Genomic DNA, 24,778 nt, shown 5'->3' on the forward strand with positions numbered 1-24,778 from the left:
TGGGCTGGCTGCGCGCCAACCCGGCCGAGGCGCCGGGTATATTGGCAGCCAACCCCTCGCAGGTGTTCTTTCGCGAAATCATCGGCGAAGGTCCGGTCGGCGCCATGGGCATCGCCGTGACGCCGGGGGTGTCGGTGGCGGCGGACCCGCTGTTCATGCCGCTTGGCGCGCCGCTGCTTGTCGAAACCAGCATCACCGCCAGCGGCGCCCCATTGGCTGCGATGATGGTCGCGCAGGACACCGGCGGCGCCATCAAGGGCGCGAACCGCATCGATCTGTTTCGCGGCGCCGGGCAGACCGCACGCACCGAGGCGGGCGCCCAATCCGCCCCGGCACGTATCCTGATCCTCATCCCGCGCGCCGCAGCCGCGCGGCTGCTGCCCTGACTGCCCCGATGCAGCGCCGGCTGACAGCGCATGAACGCGCGCTCTGGTCCCGGGTGGCCGCAACCATCCGGCCTTTGCCGGGACGCTCGCCGGTGCCGCCCGAGCCGCTGCCGCCGCCAGCGCCTGTGCCCGCCGCCGCGCCGATCAGCATACACCCGATGAAGGCAGCGCTTGGCAGGCAGTCGCCAGGCAAACGCCCAGCCGCGACACCTGTGCCGACAAAGCCCGATGTCACCGCCGCAACGCTGGATGGCAGCTGGGACCGCAAGCTCGGGCGCGGGCGCGTCGTACCCGACCGGGTCATCGACCTGCATGGGCATACATTGGCAGATGCCCATGCCCGGCTGGGCGAGGCGCTGGCGCAGCCAGATGGCGCCCGCATCATCCTGGTCATCACCGGCAAGGGCCGCGCCGACCGGCCGGGCCGCATCCGCGCCGAACTGGCGGGTTGGCTGTCGCGGCCCGATCTGCGGGTGCGGATCGCGGCCTTGCGCCCCGCCCACCCCAATCACGGCGGCAGCGGCGCCTTTTACCTGATCCTGCGCCGCTGATCCTGACGTGAAGAACAGGGCAAATGCGCTGGCTTTGCGATATGGTGCATCAAACACCGGAGGCATCATGAACGACACAGTCCTGACAATCGAAATCGACAGCGCCGTCGCCGTGGTGACAATGAACCGCCCGCAAGCGATGAACGCGCTTTCTGCGGGCCTTCGCACCGCGCTGGCGCAGGCGTTCCGCGATCTCGAAGCCGATGACAATGTCCGCGCCATCATCCTGACCGGCGCCGGCACCCGCGCCTTCACCGCCGGGTTGGACCTCAAGGAACTTGGGCAGCAAGGTCTGGGCGCCGCCAATGCCCAGACGCCGGAAGACAACCCGGTCAAGGCCATCGAACAGACCCGGAAGCCGGTCATCGGCGCCATCAACGGCGTTGCCATCACCGGCGGGTTCGAGGTTGCGTTGGCCTGCGACGTGTTGATTGCGTCGGAAAATGCCCGTTTTGCCGATACCCATGCCCGGGTCGGCATCATGCCGGGCTGGGGCCTTTCGCAGAAACTTTCGCGGCTGATCGGACCATATCGGGCACGCGAACTGTCGCTGACCGGCAACTTCCTCGATGCCCATACCGCCGCCAATTGGGGACTGGTCAATCGCGTCGTGGTAGCGGATGACCTGTTGCCGGTCGCACGCGCGCTGGCCGCCGACATGGCGAGCATCGAACCGCGCTTCAGCACTGCCTACAAGCAGCTCATCGGGGATGGCTATGAACTGCCATTCGGCGAGGCGATGGCGCTTGAAAGCGCGCGTTCGACCATGATGAACAATCAGGTGTCGGCTTCGGATGTCGAGGCCGCGCGCGGCGCTGTCCAGGCCCGTGGCCGCCAGCAATAGCAAGGATGCAAGCATGACCGAAGCCGCCAGCGACGCCGTGCCCTTCGCGGGATTCAACAGCGACACGATCGACAACATGATCGTCAATCCGACGGCCTATGCCGATGAAACCGTGCTGGACGCCTATCGCACACTGCGAGAGCAGGACGCGGTGCACTGGACCGAGCCCACCGGGTTTCGCCCGTTCTGGTCGATCACTTCGCACGCCGATATCACTTCGGTATCCAAGGCAAATGACGTGTTCATCAACCGGCTGCGCACGTATCTGGCGCCGATCGAGGCCGAGCAATGGACGCTGGCGCAATCAGGCGACACGCATCTGTTCCGCACGCTGGTCGATATCGATGACCCGCAGCACATGAAGCTGCGGCGGCTGACCAACACCTGGTTCATGCCGCAAAATCTCAAGAAACTGGAAGGCGAAATTGCTATCATCGCCAAGGCGCATGTCGATCACATGGCGTCGCTGGGGGGCGCGTGTGATTTCGTGAACGAGGTCGCGCTCTGGTATCCGCTGCGTGTCATCATGCGCATCCTGGGCCTGCCGGCGACCGACGAGGCCATGATGCTGCAGATGACGCAGGAAATCTTCGGGCCCCAAGATCCCGATGTCGTGGCGCGCTCCAAGCTGATTACCACGGGCGGCGCAGCAACGCCTGCCACCGGCAACACCCAGGTCGATATCTTTGCGTTGGTGCAGCAGTTCTTCCAGTATTTCGGCGGCGTCATCGCCGACCGGCGCGCGAATCCGCGCGAAGATCTGTCCACGGTCATCGCGCAAGGCGAGGTCGATGGCGCGCCCATCGGCCTGATGGAGGCAATCAGCTATTACGCCATCACCGTCACGGCGGGCCATGACACGACGAGTTCGACGGCCTCGGGGGGGCTGCTCCAGCTTATCCGCAATCCGGCTGAGATGGCCAAGCTCAAGGCCGATCCGTCGCTTATCCCGCAAGCCGTCGAGGAGATGATCCGCTGGGTGACGCCGGTGAAGCATTTCATGCGCACGGCGACGCAGGACACGGTCGTCGGCGGCAAGACCATTCGCGCCGGTGACGGCCTGGCGATGTTCTATTGGTCGGGCAACCGCGACACACAGGTCTGGGGGGATGCCGACAGTTTCCGCGTCGACCGCAAGACCAACCCGCAGACGGCGTTCGGCAATGGTGTCCACCAATGCCTGGGGCTGCATCTGGCCCGCATGGAAATCCGCGCGCTGTTCGCCGAGCTGCTGCCCCGGCTGGACAGCATCGAATTGGCCGGCGAGCCGAAAAATTCCATCGCCAATTTTGTCTCGGGCCTCAAGACCATGCCGATCAGGTACGCCATGCGATGAAGGACGATGCCCGACGGCGACTTCGAGAGACCTACCCCTGGGCGATCGATATTCCGGCGCGCTTTGGTGACATGGATGCCAATGCGCACCTCAACAATGTCGCCATCGCGCGTATGTTCGAGGAAGCGCGCGTCAGCTTCAACTGGGATACCGGCCGCGCGCTCGGCAACCCCGGCACACGGCCGCGCTTTCTGGTCGCGCATGTCGGTATCGATTATCTGGCCGAGGCCAATTACCCCGGCATTGCCACCATCGGCTATGGCATTGTCTCGGCAGGAAATTCATCCTTTCGGGCCGGCATGGCAGCATTTCAGCACGGCGTGTGTTTTGCGCTGTGCGACAGCGTTCTGGTCCATCGGGGCAGCGATGGCGGCCCGGCGCCGTTGCCCCAAGCGTTGCGGACACGGCTTGAGGCTTTCGCGCTGAAGGGCTAGGGGGCACGCGTCCCCAACAGGAAAGTGAACCCATGACCGACGCACCGACCACCCTGACCCTGACAACCGAAACCGGCGATGTCGTCATCCGCCTGCGCCCCGACCTTGCTCCGGCGCATGTCGCGCAGATTGCCTGCCTTGCTGCCGAGGGATTTTATGACGGTGTCGTGTTCCACCGCGTCATCCCCGGCTTCATGGCGCAGGGCGGCGACCCGACCGGTACCGGCATGGGCGGTTCCAAGCGCCCCAACATCAAGGCGGAATTCTCGTCGGAACCGCATGTGCGCGGCACCTGCTCGATGGCGCGCTCGTCGAACCCCGACAGCGCCAACAGCCAGTTCTTTATCTGCTTTGCCGATTCGGCCTTCCTCAACCGCCAGTACACGGTGTGGGGCGAAGTGACCGACGGCATGGACCATATCGATGCCCTGCCCAAGGGTGAGCCGCCGCGCAGCCCCGGCAAGATCATCAAGGCCGTTGTGGCCTGAAGCATCGCGCGAACACCGCAAACGAAAAAAGGCCCGGCAGTTCACACTGTCGGGCCTTTTTACATCAATTGGCGGTGATCAGCGGCCGCCGCGGCGACTGCCACCGCCACCGCCGCCGGCACGTGCCGCCGGCTTGACCTGCACGCGGCTGTCACGGCCGGGACGGCCGGAACGGCGCCCGGCAGGACCTGTCGGACGGCGGGCGAAATCGTCGCGCGCCGTGCGCGGCGGTTCGTCGTCACGCGGGGCGGGCGGTGCCAGCTTGGCGAGCTTGGCAGTATGCGCCACGGCCTCGCGGAAATTGGCCGGCAGCGCCAGCACGGACACCTTCTGGCGAATGGTCTTTTCGATGTCCTTCAGGAACGGACGCTCGTCATCGGCGCAGAACGCAATGGCCTGGCCATCGGCGCCGGCGCGCGCGGTGCGGCCGATGCGGTGGACATATTGTTCGGGCACATTGGGCAGTTCATAGTTGATGACGTGGCTGACGCCCGACACGTCGATGCCGCGCGCGGCGATGTCGGTGGCAACCAGCACCTTGACAGTGCCGTGCTTGAAGCCGGCGAGCGCCCGTTCGCGCTGCGGCTGGCTCTTGTTGCCATGGATCGCCTCGGCGACGATGTTTGCACTGGCAAGCTGGCGCACGACGCGGTCGGCACCGTGCTTGGTGCGGGTGAACACCAGAGCGCGTTCGACCGACGGATTGGCCAGAACCAGTTGCAGCAGCGCCGGCTTTTCCATCTGGCCCACGAAAATCACCGCCTGATCGACACGCTCGGCGGTCGTTGCGGCCGGCTGGACGGCAACCTTGACCGGGTTGGTCAGGTAACGCCCGGCCAGTTCCTCGATCGCCTTGGGCATGGTGGCCGAAAAGAACAGCGTCTGGCGCTGACGCGGCAACAGACCGACGATGCGGCGCAGATCATGGATGAAACCCAGGTCGAGCATCTGGTCGGCTTCGTCCAGCACCAGCACTTCGACGTTGCGCAAATCCAGGCTGCCGCGCTCGACGAGGTCGAGAAGACGCCCCGGCGTGGCGACGACGACATCGACGCCCGGTGCCATGGCGCGGTCCTGCCGCGAAATGGGTACGCCGCCAAAAACCGTGGTGACGCTCAGTTTCATGAACTTGCCATAGCTCTGGAAGCTGGCGGCGATTTGCGAGACCAGCTCGCGGGTCGGGGCCAGCACGAGGCAGCGCGTGGCATATTTCAGGCGGTGCTTGGGGGTGGCAGCAAGGCGGTGCAGCGTCGGCAGCGCGAACGCAGCGGTCTTACCGGTGCCGGTCTGGGCGATGCCGCACAGATCCTTGCCTTCGAGCACGGGCGGGATGGCCTGGATCTGAATAGGTGTGGGATCGGCATAGCCCTTTTCGGCCAATGCACGTGCAAGGGGTTCGGCGAGGCCGAAATCAGTGAATTTCATTGGAAAACATGCTCTTCAATATACGCGCAACATGGCGCGCGGCAGCACCGGTTCTGACACCGGAGAGCCTCGGGTTCTAGACAACCCGCGTGATGGGGGCGGCCCGTTGGGCGGCTCCTGGCGCCCGGGTCATGGAGCCGCGCTGACATTCCAGCGACCCCGATCACGCACCCGGCGCGCGCCAGTCAAGGCGCTTGAGCAAGACCCTGATGCATGCTGCGCTGCAAAAAGTCAAACCGGGCCACGAAAATCCCACATCACCGCTTGTCACATGAGTGTCACTGATGTGTCATGGAGCATGGCTAGGGGAGCTTGATTAGGGCGGTGATGAGCAATGGCGCGGGCGATTCTGCGCCGGGCCGGACTGGTACGCCCGCCAAGGGGGATACGCTGCTGGGTTTGACGTCGGACAAGCCAGTGATGGCGCAGATTTTGACGCTGGCACAGGCCGTGCTGGCGGCACTGTTGCTGGCTGCGCTGGCGCGGCTGATCTGGGCTGTTGTCACGCCAGCCGGGCCGTTGGGCGATGGGCCGGCCATGGCATCGTCGGCGGTTCCGGTGATGACAGCAGCCGGGCCTGACCCGTTCAATCGCAGTGCGGCAGCCGATGGTCCTGGCGGCGGCATGGCGGAAGTATCCAGCCTTGACCTCATACTGTCGGGCACGCGCGTCGATACGGTCTCCGGGCGCGGTTCCGCCATCATCGCGGCGGCCGACGGCGTGCAGCAAAGCTATGGCGTCGGCGATGAAATCCTGCCCGGCGTCACGCTGAAGGCCGTGGAATTCGATGCCGTGACCCTCTCGCGCGGCGGGCGCGACGAGCAGTTGTTTCTCGACCAGTCCTCCGCAGCGCCCCTGTCGCAGCTTGCGCCGGGACAACAGCCGGCGCCGCGTCTTGCTGCCGACCTCGCCATGGTGCCGCGCCTTGCGGGCACCCGCGTCACTGGCCTGATCCTGAACCCCAAAGGCTCAGGCGCGGCCTTTGCCGCCGCAGGCCTGCAATCGGGCGATGTGCTGGTCGCGGTGGACGGCACGCCGGTTTCAGCGCTGGGCGACCCGGCGGCGCTGGCGCGGCGGCTCGATGCCGGCGGCCTGCCGATCACCATCGAACGCGGCGGCGCGCCGATCACCTTGAGACTGGCAAACAAATGAAACGTTCCTCGCTGCTTCTGGCAACCCTGCTTCTGGGCCAATGGCTGATGACGGCGCCGGCGCTGGCGCAGCAGACCGTCAATCTGCGCGATGCCGATATCCGCGCCTATATCCAGGATGTGGCGCGTGCCACGGGCCGCACCTTCATCATCGACCCGCGCGTGCAGGGCAAGGTGTCGGTCGTCTCCGAACGCCCGCTCGACCGGGCGGCCTATTTCGAGCTTTTTCTGTCGACCCTGCGCGCCAACGGCCTCGTGCTCGCCCCGGCAGCGGGCGGCGCGCTGCGCGTGGCACCGGTGGACACGGCGGGAAGCACGCCGAGCGCCGGACAGGGCCGCGACCGCTTTGTCACCGAAGTGCTGCGGCTCGACAATATCGATGCGGCGTCTGCCATCGAGACGCTGCGCCCGCTGGTCAGCCGCGAAGGCCAGTTGACCGCCAACCGCGCCGGCAATGCCGTCATCATCGCCGATTATGCCGACAATGTCGTTCGGGTGCGAGGGCTGGCGCGCCAGATCGACCGCGACCGCCAGACCGTGCAGGTCGTGGCACTGAAAAATGCCGGCGCGCGCGAGGTGGCAACATCGCTGAGCCAATTGGCGCAAGGCGCGCAGGATGGGCGCGGCTGGTCGGCTGCCGCCATTGATTCGTCCAACAGCGTGGCCTTGCGCGGCGACCCGCAAACCGTGGCCAAGCTGGTGCGCACCGTAACCCAGCTGGATGCCCAGGCTGCTGCCGGATCCGATGTGCGCGTTTACATGCTTAATCACGCCGACGCCGAAAAACTGGTGCCCATGCTCCAGCAGCTTGTCGGCCAAAGCGTGCAGCCGTCACAGGCCGCACCGGCACAAATGTCCACAGGCCCCGCCTTTGGCAACGCCGGTGCGGCTGGACAGGCGGGCGCGTCCGCGCAGGCCCAGCCATCTGTATTTGCCCCTGCCCAGCAAGGCGCCACCGGCACCAACGGCTTCATTCCCGGCGCGTCCATCGGGCGCGGCCAGGCAGTAATCGCCCGTTACGAAGGCGCCAATGCCATCGTCATTGCTGCGCCCAATGACGTGCAGCGCCGGCTGGGCGAGGTCATCCGCCAGCTCGATGTGCGCCGCGACCAGGTGCTTGTCGAGGCGGTGATCGTGGAAATTTCCGACATCGCGGCGCGCGCGCTGGGCGTGCAGTTCCTGCTGTCGGGCAAGGAGGGTTCCAACGTTCCGTTTTCGATGACAAACTATTCGAATGCCTCGCCCAACCTGCTGGCCATCACCGGGGCGATCCTTTCCGAAAACCGCTATGGCAAGGACAATGTCACCACCACTTCGCTACGCAACACGGCGCTGCAATCGCTGTTGGGCGCGACCGGCGGCACCTTTGGTTTTGGCGGCAATCTCGGCAATGACGCGGTGTTCAGCTTCATCGTCAACGCCGTGAAATCCGACACGGCGTCCAACGTGTTGTCAACGCCATCGGTCATGACGCTCGACAACCAGCAGGCGCGTATCCTTGTCGGCCAGAATGTGCCGATTGCCACCGGCCAGGCGCTGTCCAACAATTTCGACAATGCCTTTCGCACCGTGCAGCGGCAGGACATCGGCATCCAGCTTGACGTCAAGCCGCAGATCAATGCCGGCGGGGCCATCAAGCTGATGATCCGGCAGGAGGTCAGCTCCATTTCCAATGCCGTCATCACTGCGAACATTCCCGACCTGATCCTCAACAAGCGCGAGATTTCCACAACCGTCACCATCGACGACGGCCAGATCATCGCGCTCGGCGGGCTGATCGATGAAAACGAGCGGCGCAGTATCGAAAAGGTGCCGCTGCTGGGTGATATCCCGCTGCTTGGCGAGCTGTTCCGCTCGCGCGCGCGCAGCCGCACCAAAACCAATCTGATGGTGTTCATCCGGCCGACGATCATCCGGTCCGCCGAGGACGCGCAGCGCATTGCGGCGCAGCGCTACAGCTATATTCGCGACGCGCAGGGGCGCCAGCAAGGCTCGCAGTTGACGCCGATCGATGAACTTCTGGCGGACTATCTGCGCACGGCGCCGCCGGCGGAACCTGTGGTACCGGGTGTCGAACCCGCCGTCCCGCCCCAGCCTTCTCGACCCCTGCCACCAAAATGACCGGCGCCGTCCATCTGCCTTATGGCTTTGCCCGTCGGCACGGCGTCATCGTCACTGCGCAGGATGACGGCCGCGTCGCCGTGGCGCTGCGGCTGGACGCCGATCCGCGCGCCCTGATCGAGGTGCGGCGGCTGGCCGGGCGCCCTTTGGCGGTGGAGCAGGTTAGCGCACAGGCCTTTGATGCGCTGCTGTCCGACCGCTATGCCGTGCAGGGCTATGCCGGCGAGGCGGACGGCCTGGCAGCGCTGGAGAGCGATATTCCGTCGGCGGAAGATCTGCTGGACAGTGATGACGAGGCGCCGGTCATCCGGCTGATCAATGGCCTGATCGCCGAGGCAGCGCGGCAGGGCGTGTCGGATATCCATATCGAGCCCTATGACAGCGCGCTGGTGGTGCGCATGCGCATTGATGGCCAATTGGCTGAGCGGCACCGGCTGCCGGCGCATGTCGCGGCGATGGTGGTCAGCCGTATCAAGGTCATGGCGCGGCTGGATATTGCCGAACGCCGTCTGCCGCAGGATGGCCGCATCGGCCTCAATCTTGGCGGCAAGAGCCTGGATGTGCGCGTCTCCACCCTGCCCTCGCGCACCGGCGAGCGTGTCGTGCTGCGCCTGCTCGACAAGGACAATGCAGGCATCGACCTGGCAGCGCTGGGCATGCCGGCGGCGACAAAGGACGTGCTGCGCGGCGCGCTGGCCGAGCCCAACGGCATGGTGCTGGTCACCGGCCCCACCGGTAGCGGCAAGACGACGACGCTCTATGCCGGGCTGCGGCTTCTCAATGATGGCAGCCGCAATATCCTGACGGTCGAAGACCCGGTCGAATATGCCGTTGAAGGCGTTGGCCAGACGCAGGTCAATGCCAAGGTCGGGCTATCGTTCGCCGCCGGCCTGCGGGCGATCTTGCGGCAGGACCCCGACACGGTGATGGTCGGCGAAATCCGCGATGCCGAAACCGCGCAAATCGCCGTGCAGGCGGCGCTGACCGGCCATCTCGTGCTGTCGTCGGTGCATACCAATGACGCCGTCGGCGCCATCACGCGCCTGCGCGATTTCGGCGTCGAGCCGTTCCTGCTGGCATCCACCCTGCGATGCGTCATCGCCCAGCGGCTGGTACGGCGGCTGTGCCCGGTCTGCCGCACAGCCCATGTGGCCGATGCGGCGACGGCAGCCTCCATCGGCATCGCGCAAGGTAGCCAGATCCATGACGCCGCTGGCTGCGATGCCTGCGGGAACAGCGGCTATCAGGGCCGCATCGGCGTGTTCGAGGCGGTGCGTGTCACCGACACCATTCGCGCGCTGATACATGCCGGCGGTGATGAAGCGGCGATTGCGGCGGCGGCCTTTGCCGATTCGCCGGCATTGGCGGATGCGGCGCGGCAACTTGTGCTGGACGGGCTGACCACCGCTGCCGAGGCCGTACGCATCATGCGGGCGTCGGCCGATGCCTGAGTTTCGCTATGACGCGCTCGACACGCAGGGACAGGCGCGCTCGGGGCGGATCCGCGCCGACGACAATGCCAGCGCGAGGGCCGACCTGATGGCGCGCGGGCTGTTCGCGACACGGCTGGCGCTGGATACTGCCGGCGCGGCGAACGAAGTGCAGGCCGCCACCGCGCCGGGCCGCCGCCGCATCGGCGCGCGGCAATTGACGATGTTCACGCGGCAGCTGGCAACGCTCGCCGAGGTCGCGCCGCTGGAGGAAGCGCTGCGCACCATCATGCGCCAGGCCGAATCCGCGGCCGTGCAGCAGGTGCTGGCGCGCGTGCATGGCGGCGTCGTCGAAGGCCGGCCCTTGTCCGACGCCATGAAGCTGGAGGCGCGCAGTTTCCCGCCGCTGTACCGCGCCATGGTCGCGGCTGGCGAAAGTGCAGGCACCTTGCCGCAAATCCTCGAACGCCTGTCGATATTGCTCGAACGCCAGGCGCAAGTCCGCGCGCGGGTGACGGCGGCGCTGGCCTATCCGGCGGCGCTGGCGGTGGTGGCGCTGCTGGCCGTCGCCGGCCTTATGATATTTGTCGTGCCGCGCATCGCCCAGCAATTCGACGACATCGGCCAGACGCTGCCACTGCTGACCCGAATGGTCATTGGCGCTTCGGCGCTGCTGGCGAATTTCTGGTGGCTGATCCTGATCATCGGCGCGGGGCTGGCGATGCTGTTTGCGCGCGCGATGCGCGACGAGGATTTTCGCCTGCGGTTCGACACGCGCCTACTAGGCTTGCCGCTGCTCGGGCGCTTGCTGCGTGATCTGAATGCGGCGCGGCTGGCGCGCACGCTCGCGATGATGGTCGCCAGCCGGCTGCCTATCATCGAGGGGCTGCAACTGACCATCCCGACAATCGGCAACCGGGCGCTCAGGGCCGCGACGGCCGGCATGGCCGAAACCATCCGCGAAGGCGGCAGTCTTTCGAGCGCTCTGCGGCAGACCAGCGTGTTTCCGCCGATCCTCGTCTACATGGCGGCAGGCGGCGAAAGCGCCGGGCGGCTGGACATGATGCTCGAACGCGCCGCCGATACGCTGGAACGAGAATTCGACGGCTTCACCGCCGGCGCGCTGGCGCTGCTGGAACCCGCGATCATCCTGATCATGGGCGGCATGGTGGCACTGATCGTGCTATCCATCCTTCTCCCCATCCTGCAACTCGAAACGCTGGCATCGTCATGACCGAAAAACGGCAAAACGGCTTCACACTCGTGGAACTCATGGTGGTGATCGTCATCATCGGCATCCTGTCGACGGTGGTCATCATCAATGTGCTGCCCGATATCGACCGGGCCAGCACAACCAAGGCGCGGGCCGATATCGCGACGCTGGAAAGCGCACTGACCGCCTATCGCGCCGACAACCTCGTCTATCCCAGCACGGCCGAGGGCTTGGCCGCACTCAAGACACCGCCGACCGGTCTCGCCCAGCCGGATCGCTACAAGCCCGGCGGCTATGTGTTGCGGCTGCCCGAGGACCCCTGGGGCCACCCTTATCAATACGCTGTGCCGGGCACCCACGGCGCCGCCGACATCTGGTCGATGGGGCCTGACGGCGCCACCGGCGGCGAGGGGGAAAATGCCGATATCGGCAACTGGCAGCTCTGAATCCGGCTTCACGCTGGTCGAGCTGATGGTGGCGATGGTCATCATCGGCATCGCCAGTGCTGCGCTGGTCATGGCCTTGCCGTCGCCGCAGGCCGCGCTGGGCCATGAAGCAGATTCGCTGGCGGCGCGTCTGGTGATGGCCCGCGACGGCGCCATCAGCGAGGGCGCCGATGTGGGCATGCAGATCGATGCGGGCGGGCACGAACTTGTCCGGCGCGCCGGTGCCGGCTGGGCGCCTTTGGCAGATTCCGCGCTGTCCCGGCGGCCGTGGCATGACGGGATCACTGCCAGCATCGAAGTGACGGGCGGACCGCCGCTGGTGTTCGACAGCACCGGCCTGGCGAGCCCGGCGCGCATCGTTTTGAAGATGGGCGACAAGCAACGCGAGATCACCGTCGATGCAGCAGGAGGCGTGCATGTCGGTGCGTCCTGATCCGTCTGTGGAGGGCTTCAGCCTGATCGAGGTCATGGTGGCGCTGGTGGTCTTCAGCCTTGCCGCCGTCGCGCTGCTGCGTCTGCAAAGCGCATCGCTGACCACCGCCATCGGGCTGGATGACCGGCTGATGGCCAGCATCGTCGCCAGCAACCAGGCCATCGAAGCAGAGCTTGAAACTGCCCCGCCTGGCGGTGCCAGCGGCAGCGAACGCGCTGGCGGGCATGACTGGCGCTGGACACGGCGGGTGACGCAGGACAGCGGCGCCGGCCTGATGCGCATCGACATTGCGGTGACAAGCGATGAGGGCCAGACGCTGGCCAGCCAGTCCGTGGTACGTGCGCCATGACGTGCCATGCAAAGACTGGCCATGTAACTGCGCGCGAAGCCGGCTTCACACTCGTCGAACTGCTCGTCGGCCTGTTTATTTTTGCCATGATGGCGGTTGCGGGCACCGGCCTGCTCGCCAGCGGCATCGATACCAGCGCCCGGGCGCGCGCCGCGCTCGATGCCAGCGGCGCATTGGCCCGCACCCGCACGCTGATGGTGGCCGATCTGGCGCAGGCCGCGCCCCGGTCCTGGCGCGACAATGCGGGACAGCGCCAACCGGCATTTGTCGCCGGCGCAGCAGGGTTCACATGCGTGCGGCGCGGTTGGCAAAACGCCGCCAGCCAGCCGCGCGCCTCCATCCAGCGCGTCAACTGGCGCATCACCGATGGCCGGCTGGAACGCCGCGCCGCCGCCATGGTCGACGGCGCCCCCGACGGCGACGCTGCCGTGCTTCTGACCGGCGTGAAGTCCGCGCGACTGCGGGTGTTCGCCGACAACCGCTGGCAGGACAATTGGGCGCCGCCGTCGCCGGAAAAGTTGCCGGAAGCCGCCGAGCTTACGCTGGAGATCGCCGGCATCGGCCCGGTGCGGCAAGTGTTCCGGCTGGGACCGGGAGGCGTGTCATGACGCCGGGCAAGCCCGAAACCGGCGCAGCGCTCATCAATGTGCTCATTCTCGTCGGCATATTGTCGGTGCTGGCCACCGGCATGATCGACCGGCTGCGACTGGCCCAGCGGCTCCAGATCAATGTTGCAGCACAGGAACAGGCGCGCAGCGGCATGGCAGCCGCCGAGACGCTGCTGCTGGACCGGATGCGCAGCCCTGGTGCCATGCTGGCAGCTTTGGGCCAACCACTGACGCTGGCCCTGCCGCAAGGGCGTATCGATGCGCGGATCAGCGACGCAGGCACCTGTTTCAACCTTAACAGCCTGGCGGTCGGCACCAGCGGCAGTTTTGCGGCCCGGCCCTTGGCGGTGGCGCAGTTCGCACGGCTGATGACGCTGGCCGGGGTCGCCGATGACAAGGCGCGCAGCGTCGCCGCCGCCACCGCCGACTGGATCGATAGCGACGACACACCCGGACCTGGCGGCGCCGAAGATGCCGCCTATGCGCGGGCAATCATTCCCTATCGCACCGGCGGCACGTTGATGGCCGAAACCAGCGAATGGCGCGCCGTGGCCGGGGTAAATACCGACGTCCATGCCCGCGTACGACCGCTGCTGTGCGCCCTGCCCGAGGCGGAACTGTCGCGAATCAACGTCAACGCTTTGGTGCCGGCGCAGGCGCCGCTGCTGGCGATGCTGACCGGCAGCAGCAGCGATGGCGCCCGCGCCGTGATCGCGGCCCGGCCCCGCGGCGGCTGGAAAAGCCGCGACGCATTCTGGGCCAGCCCTGCGCTGGCACAGGCCCGTCCCCCCGCCGATGCGCTGGGCCAGGTGATCGTGAGTCCGGCGTTTGCCGTTCTGGACATCGGCATAATTGCTGCTGGCGCCAGTGCACAACAAGGCACGCTTGTGCGTGTCGGTGAAGCCGGCGCTGCCGTGGGCTCCGCCATAGCGGGCCGTCCGCGTATTCTGGCCCGGCGCTGGAGCCCTGAGGAGTGAGCGTGCTTTTGATCCATCTCGGGCCAGACCCGCATTGGCTGCGATTTTCGGAGGGGCAGGTGTCCGCGCGTGGGCACGGCCTGCCGGCGCCTGCGCCCGGCACCCGCATCATCGCCGCTGTCCCCGGCGAGGATGTCAGCCTGCACTGGGTCGATCTGCCGGCGCTGGCGCCAGCCCAGGCCCGGGCGGCGGCACGAATGATCGCCGCAGATCTTGGCGCCGGACCCGCCGAAACGACCCATATCGCGGTGGCCGATGGCGCCGGCCTGCGCCCGGTAGCAATGGTCGCGCACGACCGCATGCGTGGCTGGCTCGACCGGCTCGCCGACGCCGGGCTGGTGCCGGACCATGTCATTCCAGACATGATGCTGCTGCCGCTGCCCGCCGATGGTGTCAGCGTTGCGGCGCTGCCGGGCCGCACACTGGTACGCGGCACCGCGCTTGCCTTTGTCGCGGACCCCGATCTGGCGCCGCTGCTGATCGGAGCACTTCATCGGCACGCCGCCACGCTCGAGGATGATCTTGGCGCAGCACTGGATGTGCTGGCACTCGATCTGCGGCAGGGCGAATTTGCACTGGTTCAACCATGGCGGCCGGCGCCGGGCCTGTGGCGGCGGCTGGCGCTCATGGCCGCCGGGGCCGCGCTGCTTTGGGCCGCCGGGGACCTGGCGGCATGGTGGCAGGCCGCGCGCGCTGCCGATGCTGCGGGGCAAAAGATGATTGCGGCCGCAGCCGCCGTGCTGCCGGCCGGCGCGGTCATTACCGCCGACACCGCCCGCGCGCAGGTCGCGGCGCGCGTCACGGCACTGGGCGCGGATGGCGGCATGACTGCACTGGCCGCGCCGCTGGCGGATATCGTTACGGCGCAGCCGCAGGCGTCGGTCGCCAGCCTTGATTATGCACCGGCAACGGGCCTGGTGGCTGGCCTCGCCGCCAGCCCTGCCGAGCGCGACGCCGTTCTGGCTGCGCTCGGACCTGGCGCCATTTTGGCGGGGGAACGCCGGCAGGGCGACACGGCCGTGACCGATATCCGGATGATGCGGCGATGATCGCAATAGTGATGCCATGGTGGCGGGCACGCAGCCGCCGCGAGCAATGGCTGGTCGGCGTCATGCTGGCGTTGCTGGCCGCGCTGCTGGTCTGGCTGGTGCTGCTGCGACCGCTGGCAAGCGCACGTGCCGCAGCCGAGGCGCGCGCGGGGGCAAGTGTAAAGGCGTTGGCCGAAATCAGGGCCGATGCCGAGCGCATCGTTTTGGCTCAGCAGCGCCGCGCGGCACAGCCATCAGGCCCGGTCATCGAACGGGTCAGCGCGCGGATCAGTACAGCCGGTGTCGCGGCAGACCAGATCACAGCCGGGGGCGACGGCGCGGTGCTGGTGAGCATCCCGGCGGTGCGCGGACCAGCTTTGCTGGCCCTGGTTTCGGCGCTGGAACAATCCGACGGGCTGGTCATCCAGCAGCTGACGGCCAGCCGCAATGCCGACGGCACGGTGACGGCGCGATTGAGCATCGGAGCCGGGCGTTGAATCGGCTGGCTGCTATTGCCCTTGGCCTGTTTGCCGCGTTGCTGGCGCTGATGCCGCTGCGGATCGCCCTGTCGGGCATTTCCTCGGGCAGCGGCCTTGGCGCAGCGGCGGTGTCGGGCACGATCTGGAAGGGGCAGATGCTGGGCGCCGCGTTTGGCGGCACGGCCTTGGGCGACATCTCCTTCGCGCTGCAACCGTTGTCGTTGTTTCAGGGCCGTGCGGCCTATGCGCTGGACGGCACCGCAATGACGGGCCAGTTGTGGCGAGGCTGGGGCGGCGCCGGAGTGCGCGGGCTTTCGGGCCAGGTCAATGTTGCAGGCGCCCTGCCGATCGGTCTTGCACAGGCGCGCGCGGTGACAGTGACCATGGCGGGTGACCAATGCCGCAGCGCCTCGGGCGAGGTGCAGGTGCAGCCGCAAGGGCCATTGGCCGCCGCCGGCATGCTGTCTGGCACATTGGCCTGTGACAACGGCATCCTGTCACTGCCGCTGGCGTCAGCGGACGGGCGCAGCTTTCTCGACATCCGGCTCGGCAAACGGCAATGGACGGCACGGCTGCGGCTCACCGGCCTGCCGCCGGAACGCGTGGCAATGCTGGAGGCCGCCGGTTTGCGTGCCGGGCCGGACGGACTGGCCATGACACAGGAAGGACGCTGGTGATTGTTGCATTTGTCATCGCGCTGGCAGCCATGGCGGCGCAGGCCGCAACGCCCGCGCCGCCGGCATCGGTCCTGCCGCTGGGCGACCTGCCGCAGCAGCCATTGGCGAAAAACAGTTGCGCGATGTTCTTGTGGGAACGCGCCACCGGCCGGCGCATTGCCATGGCCACCGCCCAGCCATCACAGATGCTGGTCATTCTTGGCGGCCGGGCCACCAGCCTGCCCGGCATCGATTCGTCGGAGGCTGGCGCGCCGGTGTTGGGCTTCGCGGCCAAGCGCCAGTATCGCAGCGCGGCCATCACCGTGGCGCTCGACCTGGCGATCGTGCCGGCGACCAGCGGCGGTGCCATCATCCGCGACGGCATACTGACACTGACCCAGGACGACGGCACCGCCATCGTGGCGCCGGTCGCCGGCATCATCGGCTGCCAGTGACACGGCAATTGGCCGAGCCGCGCGCCACCAGCTGGCGCGAATGGGCGTTGGCCGTGGCGGGCGGCCTGGCACTGAGCGCAGTCATGGTGATGGTGCTGCGCCCTTCCGCGCCGGCGCAGCCGGCCGCGGTGATGGCCCCTGCCCGGTCATTGGCCGCCGTCCCACAGCCTGCCGCGCCCCTTGCTGCGCCCGCGCCGCCCGCGCTGATCCTGCGCGGCATCCTTGGCAGCGGCGCTATCCTCGAAGGCGCCGATGGCAAGCAGCGCCTGGTGCGGGTGGGCGGCGTGGCCGCTCCCGGTACGCGCCTTGCGGCAGTCGGCGCAGGCACTGTGGAACTGGAATCCCGGGGCCAGCGCATCACGCTTGGGTTTCCCGGTGTCCCGCTGGCTGCCGCAGGCACAAAGCCGCCCGGCGCCAACAGCTGGCGGCTGGCGATGTCGCCTCTGAAACAAGGCGGGCAGATGCGCGGCTTTCGCCTGGATGATCTATCGGCGCTGCCCATGCTGGCGGCAGCCGGGCTGAAGCGCGGCGACGTGCTGGTCAGCGCCAACGGCAATGCTTTGGCATCAGACGAGAAAGTCGGCGAACTGGGCGATGAACTCGCCGCGAACGGCTCGATAGTCCTGGTTTACGAACGCGCCGGGCAAATGGCCCGCGTGACCGTCAGCCAGCCCCGCTGAAACAAAATCACAACATTGCTGAAACCAATGCGCCACAAGTCGGTAACAACGACGCCATGAATCACCCTTAGTGCAAACGCTGAAATCGTCACAGCGCGACCAATCTCTGCGCCCATCACGTGACGACAGTCTTGCTGCCAAAAGGGGTCACCATGAACATTCGGCTTCGCAATCTCCTGCTCATCGGGTCCGCGCTGGTGCTGGCCGCCTGCGACGGCGCGTCCAACATCGCCAGCCCCGGTGAAGGCACGCTGGTGACACCGCCGCCGGCACCCACCCCGACGCCGACGCCCACACCCACCCCGACACCGACCGGCCCCGCCGCCAGCTGCCCGACCGGCACCGCCAATGTCGGCATCATCAACAACACCCGCAATTGCCAGATCTCGGGCACCATCACTGGCCCGCTGACGCTGGCGAACCTGCGCGGCGTGGTTTACTCGCTGTCCGGCCGCGTCAACATCGGCATCGACCTTGGCGCCGATCCGGCCGCTCCCGTCGCCGGCGGCGCTCAGGGCATCCTGACCATCGAACCCGGCACCGTGATCTTCGGCTCGTCCGGCGCCGACGCGCTGGTCATCAACCGCGGATCGCAGATCTTTGCCGAAGGCACCGCCACACGCCCGATCATCTTCACCAGCCGTTCCAACATGGAAGGCACGGTCAACGACAGCTCGATCGGCCAATGGGGCGGCGTAGTGGTTCTCGGCCGCGCGCCGATCCACACCTGCATCGGCGCGGGCGTCACGCCGGGCACAGTCGGCTGCCAGTCGGCGGTCGAAGGCCTGACGGGTGCATTTTACGGCGGCGCCACCACCAGCGACAATTCGGGCCGCATGGCCTTCATCCAGGTGCGCTATCCAGGTTTCGAAGTCAGCGCCGGCAACGAGCTGAACGGCATCACCCTGGCCGGCACCGGCTCTGGCACCTTCTTCCAGAACATCCAGGTCCACAACAGCTCGGACGACGGCATCGAATGGTTCGGCGGCCGCGTCAACGGCAAGTATCTCGTGCTGACCGGCAACGACGATGACAACATCGACACCGATCTCGGCTTCAAGGGCTTGCTGCAGTATGTGCTGGTCGTCCAGCGCGCCAACGGCGGCGACCGTGTCATCGAGGCCGACAGCAACGGCGGCGAAACCCGCACGCCGCGTTCCAACATCCGCCTGTCGAACTTCACCTTCATCTCGAACCGTCCGTCCGACCCCGTGCTGCTGCGCGGCGGCACCGACTATACGTTGTTCAACGGCATCATCACCAACGCCACCAACAGCTGCCTCGACATCGACGGCGCCCAGACCGCTGCCGCAGCCGATGCCGCGCAGGACGAGGCCGGCGCGCCGCTGTTCCGCTCGGTGCTGTTCGGCTGCCTGTCGGCCGCGCGCGACGAAGCCGATGTGCCGCTGGCGACCATCTCGCCGTTCATCACCGGCAATAACAACCTGCTGCCGCCCCTGGCGCTCACGCTGACCAGCGTTTTCCTGCCCGGCGCATTCGAAACCGCAGCGGTCGCCACCGATCCGCGCACCATTGCGGGTTCGGGCACGTTCTTTGACCAGGTCAACTTTGTCGGCGCGTTCCGTAACAGCACCGACACCTGGTACGCGGGCTGGACCTGCGGCGTCGGCGCCGGCGCCACTGCCTGCACCGCTGCACCTGCCAATACCGGCAATTGAGCCACAGCATGGCCGGGGCAATTGCTGCTCCGGCCAACTGTCTCACACTTGCCAGGGGGTTTATGATGACCAAACGACTGACTTTGAGCGTCTTGCTCGCAACGACCGTCCTGGCCGGCCCTGTGCTGGCGCAAACGGCGCCGATCCCGGCCCCACCGGCGCCTGAACCGGCAGCCACTGCGCCCGCACCCACGACGCCCGCTGAAGAAGAGGTCGAAGTGTCGGTTCCGGGCGGCAGCTCGGACGAAATCGTCGTCATCGGCACCCGTATCCCCAACGCCATTCGCGCCAGCCGCGAAGTGGTGTCGGTGCTCTCCCAAGCCGATATCGCCCGCACCGGCGAAGGCGACATTGCCGGCGCGCTGCAACGTGTCACCGGCCTGTCGGTTGTCGGCGGCCGTTTTGTGTATGTGCGCGGCCTTGGCGAACGCTATTCACTGGCGCTACTCAACGGCCTGCCGATCCCTTCGCCCGATCCGCTGCGCCGCGTCGTGCCGCTCGATCTGTTCCCCACCGCGATCCTGGCATCATCCGTTGTCCAGAAAAGCTATTCGGCCAATTTCCCCGGTGAATTCGGCGGCGGTGTCATCAACCTGACCACCCGCGCCATCCCGGACAAGCCGTTTTTCACCATCGGCGGCTCCTTTGGCGGCAACACCGTCACCACTGGCCAGCTTGGCTATGTCTATTCCGGTGGCCGCACCGACTGGACCGGTTTTGACGATGGCACCCGCACTGTGCCGGCCAGCCTTGCCGCAGCCCAGTCAGCAGGCAAGCTTCTCGCGGTGGGTACCAACTTCAACCTGCGCCAGTTGCAGGACCTGACTGCAACGCTGACCAACGCCGAAACCAACGTCATCTTCCGCAATGACAATATTCCGGTTAACTGGAGCGCAAGCTTCCAGGGTGGCCGCGCCTGGGATGTCGGTGACAACCGCATCGGCTTGATTCTGTCGGCGGGCTTTTCCACCGACTGGCGCACCAAAGCCGGCAAGCAGCAGCTGTCCGGCGGCATCGCCATCGGCCCGAACGGCCAGCAGCAGCTGAACCCCGACCAGGATTTTAACTTCGTCGCCACCGAAATGCGCACCGTGCTCAACGGCTTGCTGGGTGTCGGCTTCGAATTCGGCGACCACAAGATACGCTTCGTCAACGTCTACGTGAACGATACCATCAAGGAAGCCCGCATCCAGGCCGGCATCGATGACATCAATGTCGGCGGCGAAGTGCTGCTCCAGAGGAACGCCACTGCCCAGTTCCGGCGTCAGCTGATCGACACGCAGCTGGTAAGCGAGTTCAAATGGGACAATCTCAGCCTCGACCTGCGCGGCACCATCGCCAATTCCAAACGACTGGCGCCCTATGAACGCTTCAACAACTATGCCTTTTCGGCAGCAGCCGGCGATTTCATCAACGACCTGCGCTCGCCCGGCCAATCCAGCCTTGTTGCCTTCAGCCGGTTGAACGAGGATGTCTATGGCGCCGGCGGCGACGTTGGCTACAAGATCGAAAACGGCCCGTTCCCGATCCGTCTGACGGCTGGTTACGCCTTCAGCCAGAGCAAGCGCAATTCGAGCCGGTTCGACTATCGCTACCAGTCGAACGCCGCCGTGCCGCTGGCTGTTGCCCAGCAGCGTCCGGATTTCCTGCTGTCCGATTTCAACGTCTATACCTATGGCATCATCCTCAACACCGTGTCGTCGATTTCGCCGGTGTATGATGCCGGGCTGACCACGCATGCCGGCTATGGTCAGGTCGAGATCGAACCAGCCGACGGCGTGCAGTTCGTTGCAGGCGTCCGCTATGAACGCGGCGACCAGTTCGTGTCCCCGCGCGATATCTTCAACGTCGATCCCGGCGGCACCGGCACCAGCCGCATCAAGCGCGGTTACTGGCTGCCGACCGCGACGCTGACCTGGAATTTCGCCGAGGACATGCAGCTGCGCTTTGCCGCGTCCAAGACCATCGCCCGGCCGCAGTTCCGCGAATTGGCACCGCAGATCTATTTCGACACCGACAGCGACCGCAACAGCTTCGGCAACCAGTTCCTCGTGGACTCGCAGTTGATCAACCTCGAATCGCGCTACGAATGGTATTTCGGCAAGGATGAACGCCTTGCCGTCGGTGCCTTTTTCAAGGACATCACCAATCCCATCGATGCCATTGCCTTTGTCCAGGGCGGCACATTCCTGAACACCTATGCCAACGCCCCCAAGGCCAGGCTGTGGGGCGTCGAGCTGGAAGTGCAGAAGTATTTCTCGCTGGAAAGCATCGGCAAGCTGTTCGAAAGCCGGCGTCTGTTCGTCTCGGCAAACTATACCTTTGCCCAATCGTCGATCAACGTTCGTGCCGGCGACACCACGCGCTTCCCGCTTTCGGGCCAGATCGTTGCTGCGACCGACATCTTCAAGAACGGCCTGCCGCTGACCGGCCAGTCGGACCATGTCGCCAACCTGCAGATCGGTTTCCAGGACCAGGATTCGCTGTCGGAACAGACGCTGCTGATCAACTATGCCAGCGACCGCGTCACCTATCGCGGCCCGTCGGGCCAGCCCGATCTGGTCGAGCGGCCAGGCCTGCGCATCGATTTCGTGGCGCGTCAGGGCTTCAATCTGCTGGGCCTCAACCTCGAAGCCAAGTTCGAAGCGCGCAACCTGACGAACGTGCGCTATCAGGAATTCCAGCAGCTTGGCACGTCGCGGATCGACAACAACACCTATGCGCTGGGCCGTTCGTTCCAGCTGGGTGTCTCGGCCAACTTCTGATCCTTCGGCACAGCCCTGGGCCTCAGACCCAGGGCTGTTCCCGGAACCAGGCGGTGATGATGTATTTCGTCCCCGCCCTGACCGGCATGCCGGCATGCAGGGTGTGGGCATTGACCCCGCCTGACTCAGTGCGGTTGTTCCACGCCACCAGCTTGCCGGTTTCGGGCTGGATGATCTTGTCCAGGTGACGAAACCGCGTCGCCCCGCCTGCGCCCGGCGTATTCAGATAGATCATGACCGTCCAGGTGCGCTGGCCGCTTTGCGTGCAGTGCTCCCAGTAATCCAGCCCGCCCGGCTCGAAGTAATCCGTGTGAAACTTGAACTCCTGCCCCACCGCATAGCGCTGGCCTTGCAGCGACTCGGCATGTGTCAGCGGCAGCCCGGCTGTGTTCGCAATGGCGCGGCGCACTCGGTCCACAAGCGCATTTTCCGATGGCAGATCGCAGGTTTCCGATGTGCGAAACCCGGCGTCGGCGCCATAGGCATCGGTAATTGTCGATGGCCGGCGCCCGGCGTCGATCAGTTCCATCAGTCCGGCGCAATCCTCGGCGGCCAGAAAATTCTTGGCGATGTACAGCTCGGCCTTGTTGCCCGGCAGGCGCTGCGCACCGGCGAACATCGTCATGGCAACAGGCCCTCCCACAACGGCTTGACCAGCCACATCACCCAGGCGGCGCCGGCCAGCAACGCGCCGAACGGCACGCGGGTCGTTGCAGTGACAGGCCGCCCGCGCAGGGCATCGACACCCACCAGCACCAGCCCCAGCATCGCGGCGGCCGCCATCACCGGCGCCAGCAGCCACGGCCCCAGCCAGGCACCGATGGCGGCGAGCAATTTGGGGTCGCCTCCGCCCATGCCAGCATGGCCACGCAGGCTTTTGTACAGTTGTGCAATAACGGCGAGCACCAGATAGCCGGTGACAGCGCCCGCCAGCCGCATCAAGAGTTCCGGGGCAGCCCATGATCCAGCCAGAATTCCCGTCCCGATCAAAGAGATAGTCAGACTGTCAGGCAGCCAGAAATGCTCGGCATCGAGTACCGCCAATGTCAGCAACCACCAACCAAAAACCGCGCCGAACACGCCCGAAATGCCCGGCTGCGCCAGCATTGCAGCGGCGCCAATGACGCCCCCGGCGACTTCTATCGCCAGATTTCGCCCGGCGATGGCCGCACCGCAGTGGCGGCAGCGCCCGCGCAGCGCCACAAAGCTGATGACCGGCACCAGTTCCAGCGGGCCAAGCGTCTTCCCGCACGCATCACAGGCCGAGCGGCCATGCACGATGCTGCGCCCCTGCGGCCATCGCACCGTCAACGCCGCGACAAAGCTGCCGGCAACAAGCCCGGCAATCAGGCCGAGCAGCATCAACATCACGGGATCAGGATCTGCCGAATGGCGGCGCCACTGGCCAGGTCATCAAGCGCGGCATTGATTTCCGACATCGGCCGGATGCCCGACAACAGGCGTTCGACCGGCAGACGCCCTGCCCGCCACAACGCAATGTAGCGCGGCACGTCGCGCGCCGGGATGGCGCTGCCCATATAACTGCCGATGATGGTCTTGGCCTCGGCCACCAGGCTTACGGCAGGGATGGTGAATGGATCGGCGGGATTGGGCAGTCCAACGGTGACGATGCGGCCGCCGCGTGCCGCCAGCCGGTACGCCTGCGCCAGCACCTTGCCCGACCCGACGCTTTCGATAGCGACGGCGCAGGCGCCGTGCGCGGCAAAGGCGGCTTCGGCATCGTCGGGATGCACGGCGGCGCGTGCGCCAAGTTCGAGCGCGAGGCTGCGTTTTGCCGCCACCGGGTCGATGGCGATCACCGGCTCGGCGCCTGCCGCCACTGCACCGATAAGCGCCGCCAGCCCGACCCCGCCCAGCCCCCAGATGGCGACACTTTCGCCGGGGCGTACATTTGCCGAATTGCACACGGCGCCCATGCCGGTCAGCACGGCGCAGCCAAACAGCGCCGCGATTTCCGCCGGAATATCATCGTCGATCTTCACCGCCGAGCGTTCATCGATGACTGCCATGTCGGCAAAGGCCGACAGGCCAAGATGATGGTGCACGGCGTGACCGCATTCGGACAGACGCCCGCCGCCGCCCAGCAACTCACCCTTGCCATTGGCGGCCGCCCCATTGGCGCACAGCCAGGACGTGCCCGACCGGCACGGCGTGCAATGGCCGCAGGCGGGCAGGAACGCCATCACCACCCGGTCCCCGACCGCCAGCCGGCAGCCCGGCCCGGTGGCTAGGACCGTCGCACAGGCTTCATGGCCGAGCGCCATCGGCATAGGGCGCGGCCGGTCGGCGTTCACCACACTGAGATCGGAATGGCACAGCCCAGCCGCTTCGATGCGGACCAGCAGCTCCCCCGGCCCCGGCGGCACCAGATCAAGCGTCGCCAGCCGCAAGGGCTTGCTGTCGGCATAGGGCCGGGCGGAGCCCATGGAATCAAGCACGGCGGCAGTGGTTGTGAGGGGCGCGGTCATGTCCTTATCGATAGGCACAAATGCGCTCCGACGCGAGAGAGGATCAGAGGCGGGCAGCAGCCAGTGTCGCTGCTGCCAGTGCCGCCGTGGCATCGACCAGCGGCACAGGCACATCGCGCGCTGTCAGCACAAGCGGCACTTCGGTGCAGGCGGCGATGATGACACTCGCCCCGGCCGCGACCAGCCTCTGTGCCTCCGAGGCCAGAACGCCGCGCACATGGCGGCCACGGTCGCCGGCCTTGATGCGGTCGATGACCGGCTGCACGATGGCGCGATTGCAATCGATGACCGGCACGCCCGCCCGGTCGTGATACAACCGCGCGTCCATGGTGGCGCCGATGGCAATCAGCCCGAT

The 24,778-nt window shown here is 66.5% G+C and carries 26 protein-coding genes and 1 pseudogene; 22 read left to right on the forward strand and 5 right to left on the reverse strand.

Annotation, left to right across the window (positions count from 1 at the left end; genetic code table 11):
* The 6 genes from RMQ73_RS14055 to RMQ73_RS14080 all read left to right on the forward strand — a co-directional run.
* Positions 1 to 386, forward strand: a 386-nt coding sequence (locus tag RMQ73_RS14055) for a 3D domain-containing protein (RefSeq protein WP_310498951.1), incomplete at its 5' end; no start/stop codon positions are given.
* Between the two features lie 8 nt (positions 387 to 394).
* Entirely contained in the window at positions 395 to 937 is a 543-nt protein-coding gene (locus RMQ73_RS14060; RefSeq protein ID WP_310498952.1) for a Smr/MutS family protein, read from the forward strand.
* Between the two features lie 67 nt (positions 938 to 1,004).
* On the forward strand, positions 1,005 to 1,781 hold the full coding sequence (locus tag RMQ73_RS14065; protein WP_310498953.1) for an enoyl-CoA hydratase: 777 nt from the start codon (positions 1,005 to 1,007) through the stop codon (positions 1,779 to 1,781).
* Positions 1,782 to 1,794: 13 nt separating this feature from the next.
* Positions 1,795 to 3,117 carry a cytochrome P450 gene (locus RMQ73_RS14070; protein WP_310498954.1) on the forward strand — a complete coding sequence of 441 codons (1,323 nt, stop codon included), beginning with the start codon at positions 1,795 to 1,797 and terminating at the stop codon, positions 3,115 to 3,117.
* Positions 3,114 to 3,551 (forward strand): thioesterase family protein, encoded by a 438-nt coding sequence (locus tag RMQ73_RS14075; protein ID WP_310498956.1) that lies wholly within the window; start codon positions 3,114 to 3,116, stop codon positions 3,549 to 3,551. Before RMQ73_RS14070 ends, RMQ73_RS14075 begins: the two co-directional genes overlap by 4 nt.
* 32 nt (positions 3,552 to 3,583) lie before the next feature.
* Positions 3,584 to 4,039 (forward strand): peptidylprolyl isomerase, encoded by a 456-nt coding sequence (locus tag RMQ73_RS14080; protein WP_310498958.1) that lies wholly within the window; start codon positions 3,584 to 3,586, stop codon positions 4,037 to 4,039.
* Positions 4,040 to 4,117: 78 nt separating this feature from the next.
* Here RMQ73_RS14080 and RMQ73_RS14085 read toward each other — a convergent pair whose 3' ends face one another.
* Positions 4,118 to 5,464, reverse strand: coding sequence for a DEAD/DEAH box helicase (locus RMQ73_RS14085; protein WP_310498959.1), 1,347 nt, complete (start codon positions 5,462 to 5,464; stop codon positions 4,118 to 4,120).
* Between the two features lie 327 nt (positions 5,465 to 5,791).
* Between RMQ73_RS14085 and RMQ73_RS14090 the strand changes: the two genes are divergently transcribed.
* The 16 genes from RMQ73_RS14090 (at position 5,792) to RMQ73_RS14165 (ending at position 21,934) form a co-directional block, all read left to right on the forward strand.
* Positions 5,792 to 6,616, forward strand: a complete 825-nt coding sequence (locus RMQ73_RS14090) for a type II secretion system protein N (protein ID WP_310498960.1) — start codon at positions 5,792 to 5,794, stop codon at positions 6,614 to 6,616.
* Positions 6,613 to 8,736 (forward strand): type II secretion system secretin GspD, encoded by a 2,124-nt coding sequence (gspD, locus tag RMQ73_RS14095; RefSeq protein WP_310498961.1) that lies wholly within the window; start codon positions 6,613 to 6,615, stop codon positions 8,734 to 8,736. The genes RMQ73_RS14090 and gspD overlap by 4 nt, the downstream gene beginning before the upstream one ends.
* On the forward strand, positions 8,733 to 10,187 hold the full coding sequence (locus RMQ73_RS14100; RefSeq protein ID WP_310498962.1) for an ATPase, T2SS/T4P/T4SS family: 1,455 nt from the start codon (positions 8,733 to 8,735) through the stop codon (positions 10,185 to 10,187). Before gspD ends, RMQ73_RS14100 begins: the two co-directional genes overlap by 4 nt.
* The gene (gspF, locus tag RMQ73_RS14105) at positions 10,180 to 11,400 is read left to right on the forward strand and encodes a type II secretion system inner membrane protein GspF (RefSeq protein ID WP_310498964.1); all 1,221 of its coding nucleotides are present in this window, start codon (positions 10,180 to 10,182) and stop codon (positions 11,398 to 11,400) included. The genes RMQ73_RS14100 and gspF overlap by 8 nt, the downstream gene beginning before the upstream one ends.
* Complete coding sequence (gspG, locus tag RMQ73_RS14110; RefSeq protein WP_310498966.1) at positions 11,397 to 11,825, forward strand: type II secretion system major pseudopilin GspG; 429 nt, start codon at positions 11,397 to 11,399, stop codon at positions 11,823 to 11,825. The genes gspF and gspG overlap by 4 nt, the downstream gene beginning before the upstream one ends.
* Positions 11,797 to 12,258, forward strand: a complete 462-nt coding sequence (locus tag RMQ73_RS14115) for a GspH/FimT family pseudopilin (protein ID WP_310498967.1) — start codon at positions 11,797 to 11,799, stop codon at positions 12,256 to 12,258. The genes gspG and RMQ73_RS14115 overlap by 29 nt, the downstream gene beginning before the upstream one ends.
* A complete protein-coding gene (gene gspI / locus RMQ73_RS14120) occupies positions 12,242 to 12,607 on the forward strand; it encodes a type II secretion system minor pseudopilin GspI (protein ID WP_310498968.1) in 366 nt (121 codons plus the stop codon). The genes RMQ73_RS14115 and gspI overlap by 17 nt, the downstream gene beginning before the upstream one ends.
* On the forward strand, positions 12,604 to 13,215 hold the full coding sequence (gspJ, locus tag RMQ73_RS14125; RefSeq protein ID WP_310498969.1) for a type II secretion system minor pseudopilin GspJ: 612 nt from the start codon (positions 12,604 to 12,606) through the stop codon (positions 13,213 to 13,215). The genes gspI and gspJ overlap by 4 nt, the downstream gene beginning before the upstream one ends.
* Complete coding sequence (gspK, locus tag RMQ73_RS14130) at positions 13,212 to 14,192, forward strand: type II secretion system minor pseudopilin GspK (RefSeq protein WP_310498970.1); 981 nt, start codon at positions 13,212 to 13,214, stop codon at positions 14,190 to 14,192. Before gspJ ends, gspK begins: the two co-directional genes overlap by 4 nt.
* Entirely contained in the window at positions 14,189 to 15,241 is a 1,053-nt protein-coding gene (gene gspL / locus RMQ73_RS14135) for a type II secretion system protein GspL (RefSeq protein ID WP_310498972.1), read from the forward strand. Before gspK ends, gspL begins: the two co-directional genes overlap by 4 nt.
* The gene (gspM, locus tag RMQ73_RS14140; protein WP_310498974.1) at positions 15,238 to 15,717 is read left to right on the forward strand and encodes a type II secretion system protein GspM; all 480 of its coding nucleotides are present in this window, start codon (positions 15,238 to 15,240) and stop codon (positions 15,715 to 15,717) included. The genes gspL and gspM overlap by 4 nt, the downstream gene beginning before the upstream one ends.
* Positions 15,714 to 16,376, forward strand: coding sequence for a type II secretion system protein N (gene gspN / locus RMQ73_RS14145; protein ID WP_310498975.1), 663 nt, complete (start codon positions 15,714 to 15,716; stop codon positions 16,374 to 16,376). Before gspM ends, gspN begins: the two co-directional genes overlap by 4 nt.
* The gene (locus tag RMQ73_RS14150; RefSeq protein ID WP_310498976.1) at positions 16,373 to 16,810 is read left to right on the forward strand and encodes a hypothetical protein; all 438 of its coding nucleotides are present in this window, start codon (positions 16,373 to 16,375) and stop codon (positions 16,808 to 16,810) included. Before gspN ends, RMQ73_RS14150 begins: the two co-directional genes overlap by 4 nt.
* Complete coding sequence (locus RMQ73_RS14155) at positions 16,807 to 17,490, forward strand: hypothetical protein (RefSeq protein ID WP_310498977.1); 684 nt, start codon at positions 16,807 to 16,809, stop codon at positions 17,488 to 17,490. Before RMQ73_RS14150 ends, RMQ73_RS14155 begins: the two co-directional genes overlap by 4 nt.
* Positions 17,491 to 17,642: 152 nt before the next feature.
* Complete coding sequence (locus RMQ73_RS14160; RefSeq protein WP_310498978.1) at positions 17,643 to 19,169, forward strand: hypothetical protein; 1,527 nt, start codon at positions 17,643 to 17,645, stop codon at positions 19,167 to 19,169.
* Positions 19,170 to 19,252: 83 nt separating this feature from the next.
* On the forward strand, positions 19,253 to 21,934 hold the full coding sequence (locus RMQ73_RS14165) for a TonB-dependent receptor domain-containing protein (RefSeq protein WP_310498979.1): 2,682 nt from the start codon (positions 19,253 to 19,255) through the stop codon (positions 21,932 to 21,934).
* A gap of 22 nt (positions 21,935 to 21,956) precedes the next feature.
* Here RMQ73_RS14165 and RMQ73_RS14170 read toward each other — a convergent pair whose 3' ends face one another.
* The 4 genes and pseudogenes from RMQ73_RS14170 to RMQ73_RS14185 form a co-directional block, all read right to left on the reverse strand.
* The gene (locus RMQ73_RS14170) at positions 21,957 to 22,559 is read right to left on the reverse strand and encodes a 2OG-Fe(II) oxygenase (protein ID WP_310498980.1); all 603 of its coding nucleotides are present in this window, start codon (positions 22,557 to 22,559) and stop codon (positions 21,957 to 21,959) included.
* Positions 22,556 to 23,302, reverse strand: coding sequence for an A24 family peptidase (locus tag RMQ73_RS14175; protein WP_310498982.1), 747 nt, complete (start codon positions 23,300 to 23,302; stop codon positions 22,556 to 22,558). Before RMQ73_RS14175 ends, RMQ73_RS14170 begins: the two co-directional genes overlap by 4 nt.
* Positions 23,302 to 24,423 (reverse strand): alcohol dehydrogenase catalytic domain-containing protein, encoded by a 1,122-nt coding sequence (locus tag RMQ73_RS14180; protein WP_310498981.1) that lies wholly within the window; start codon positions 24,421 to 24,423, stop codon positions 23,302 to 23,304. Before RMQ73_RS14180 ends, RMQ73_RS14175 begins: the two co-directional genes overlap by 1 nt.
* Positions 24,424 to 24,466: 43 nt before the next feature.
* A pseudogene (locus tag RMQ73_RS14185) lies at positions 24,467 to 24,778 on the reverse strand (aspartate racemase); the annotation flags it as partial.

It is taken from the genome of Sandarakinorhabdus sp. (assembly GCF_031430775.1).
Taxonomy (GTDB): Bacteria; Pseudomonadota; Alphaproteobacteria; order Sphingomonadales; family Sphingomonadaceae; genus Sandarakinorhabdus.

What these genes read in the sequence shown, in the direction of transcription:
- RMQ73_RS14060 (WP_310498952.1), top strand. Translation starts at nt 395, where the DNA reads ATGCAGCGCCGGCTGACAGCGCATGAACGCGCGCTCTGGTCCCGGGTG.
- RMQ73_RS14065 (WP_310498953.1), top strand. Translation starts at nt 1,005, where the DNA reads ATGAACGACACAGTCCTGACAATCGAAATCGACAGCGCCGTCGCCGTG.
- RMQ73_RS14070 (WP_310498954.1), top strand. Translation starts at nt 1,795, where the DNA reads ATGACCGAAGCCGCCAGCGACGCCGTGCCCTTCGCGGGATTCAACAGC.
- RMQ73_RS14075 (WP_310498956.1), top strand. Translation starts at nt 3,114, where the DNA reads ATGAAGGACGATGCCCGACGGCGACTTCGAGAGACCTACCCCTGGGCG.
- RMQ73_RS14080 (WP_310498958.1), top strand. Translation starts at nt 3,584, where the DNA reads ATGACCGACGCACCGACCACCCTGACCCTGACAACCGAAACCGGCGAT.
- RMQ73_RS14085 (WP_310498959.1), bottom strand. Translation starts at nt 5,464, where the DNA reads ATGAAATTCACTGATTTCGGCCTCGCCGAACCCCTTGCACGTGCATTG.
- RMQ73_RS14090 (WP_310498960.1), top strand. Translation starts at nt 5,792, where the DNA reads ATGAGCAATGGCGCGGGCGATTCTGCGCCGGGCCGGACTGGTACGCCC.
- gspD (WP_310498961.1), top strand. Translation starts at nt 6,613, where the DNA reads ATGAAACGTTCCTCGCTGCTTCTGGCAACCCTGCTTCTGGGCCAATGG.
- RMQ73_RS14100 (WP_310498962.1), top strand. Translation starts at nt 8,733, where the DNA reads ATGACCGGCGCCGTCCATCTGCCTTATGGCTTTGCCCGTCGGCACGGC.
- gspF (WP_310498964.1), top strand. Translation starts at nt 10,180, where the DNA reads ATGCCTGAGTTTCGCTATGACGCGCTCGACACGCAGGGACAGGCGCGC.
- gspG (WP_310498966.1), top strand. Translation starts at nt 11,397, where the DNA reads ATGACCGAAAAACGGCAAAACGGCTTCACACTCGTGGAACTCATGGTG.
- RMQ73_RS14115 (WP_310498967.1), top strand. Translation starts at nt 11,797, where the DNA reads ATGCCGATATCGGCAACTGGCAGCTCTGAATCCGGCTTCACGCTGGTC.
- gspI (WP_310498968.1), top strand. Translation starts at nt 12,242, where the DNA reads ATGTCGGTGCGTCCTGATCCGTCTGTGGAGGGCTTCAGCCTGATCGAG.
- gspJ (WP_310498969.1), top strand. Translation starts at nt 12,604, where the DNA reads ATGACGTGCCATGCAAAGACTGGCCATGTAACTGCGCGCGAAGCCGGC.
- gspK (WP_310498970.1), top strand. Translation starts at nt 13,212, where the DNA reads ATGACGCCGGGCAAGCCCGAAACCGGCGCAGCGCTCATCAATGTGCTC.
- gspM (WP_310498974.1), top strand. Translation starts at nt 15,238, where the DNA reads ATGATCGCAATAGTGATGCCATGGTGGCGGGCACGCAGCCGCCGCGAG.
- RMQ73_RS14160 (WP_310498978.1), top strand. Translation starts at nt 17,643, where the DNA reads ATGAACATTCGGCTTCGCAATCTCCTGCTCATCGGGTCCGCGCTGGTG.
- RMQ73_RS14170 (WP_310498980.1), bottom strand. Translation starts at nt 22,559, where the DNA reads ATGACGATGTTCGCCGGTGCGCAGCGCCTGCCGGGCAACAAGGCCGAG.
- RMQ73_RS14175 (WP_310498982.1), bottom strand. Translation starts at nt 23,302, where the DNA reads ATGTTGATGCTGCTCGGCCTGATTGCCGGGCTTGTTGCCGGCAGCTTT.
- RMQ73_RS14180 (WP_310498981.1), bottom strand. Translation starts at nt 24,423, where the DNA reads ATGACCGCGCCCCTCACAACCACTGCCGCCGTGCTTGATTCCATGGGC.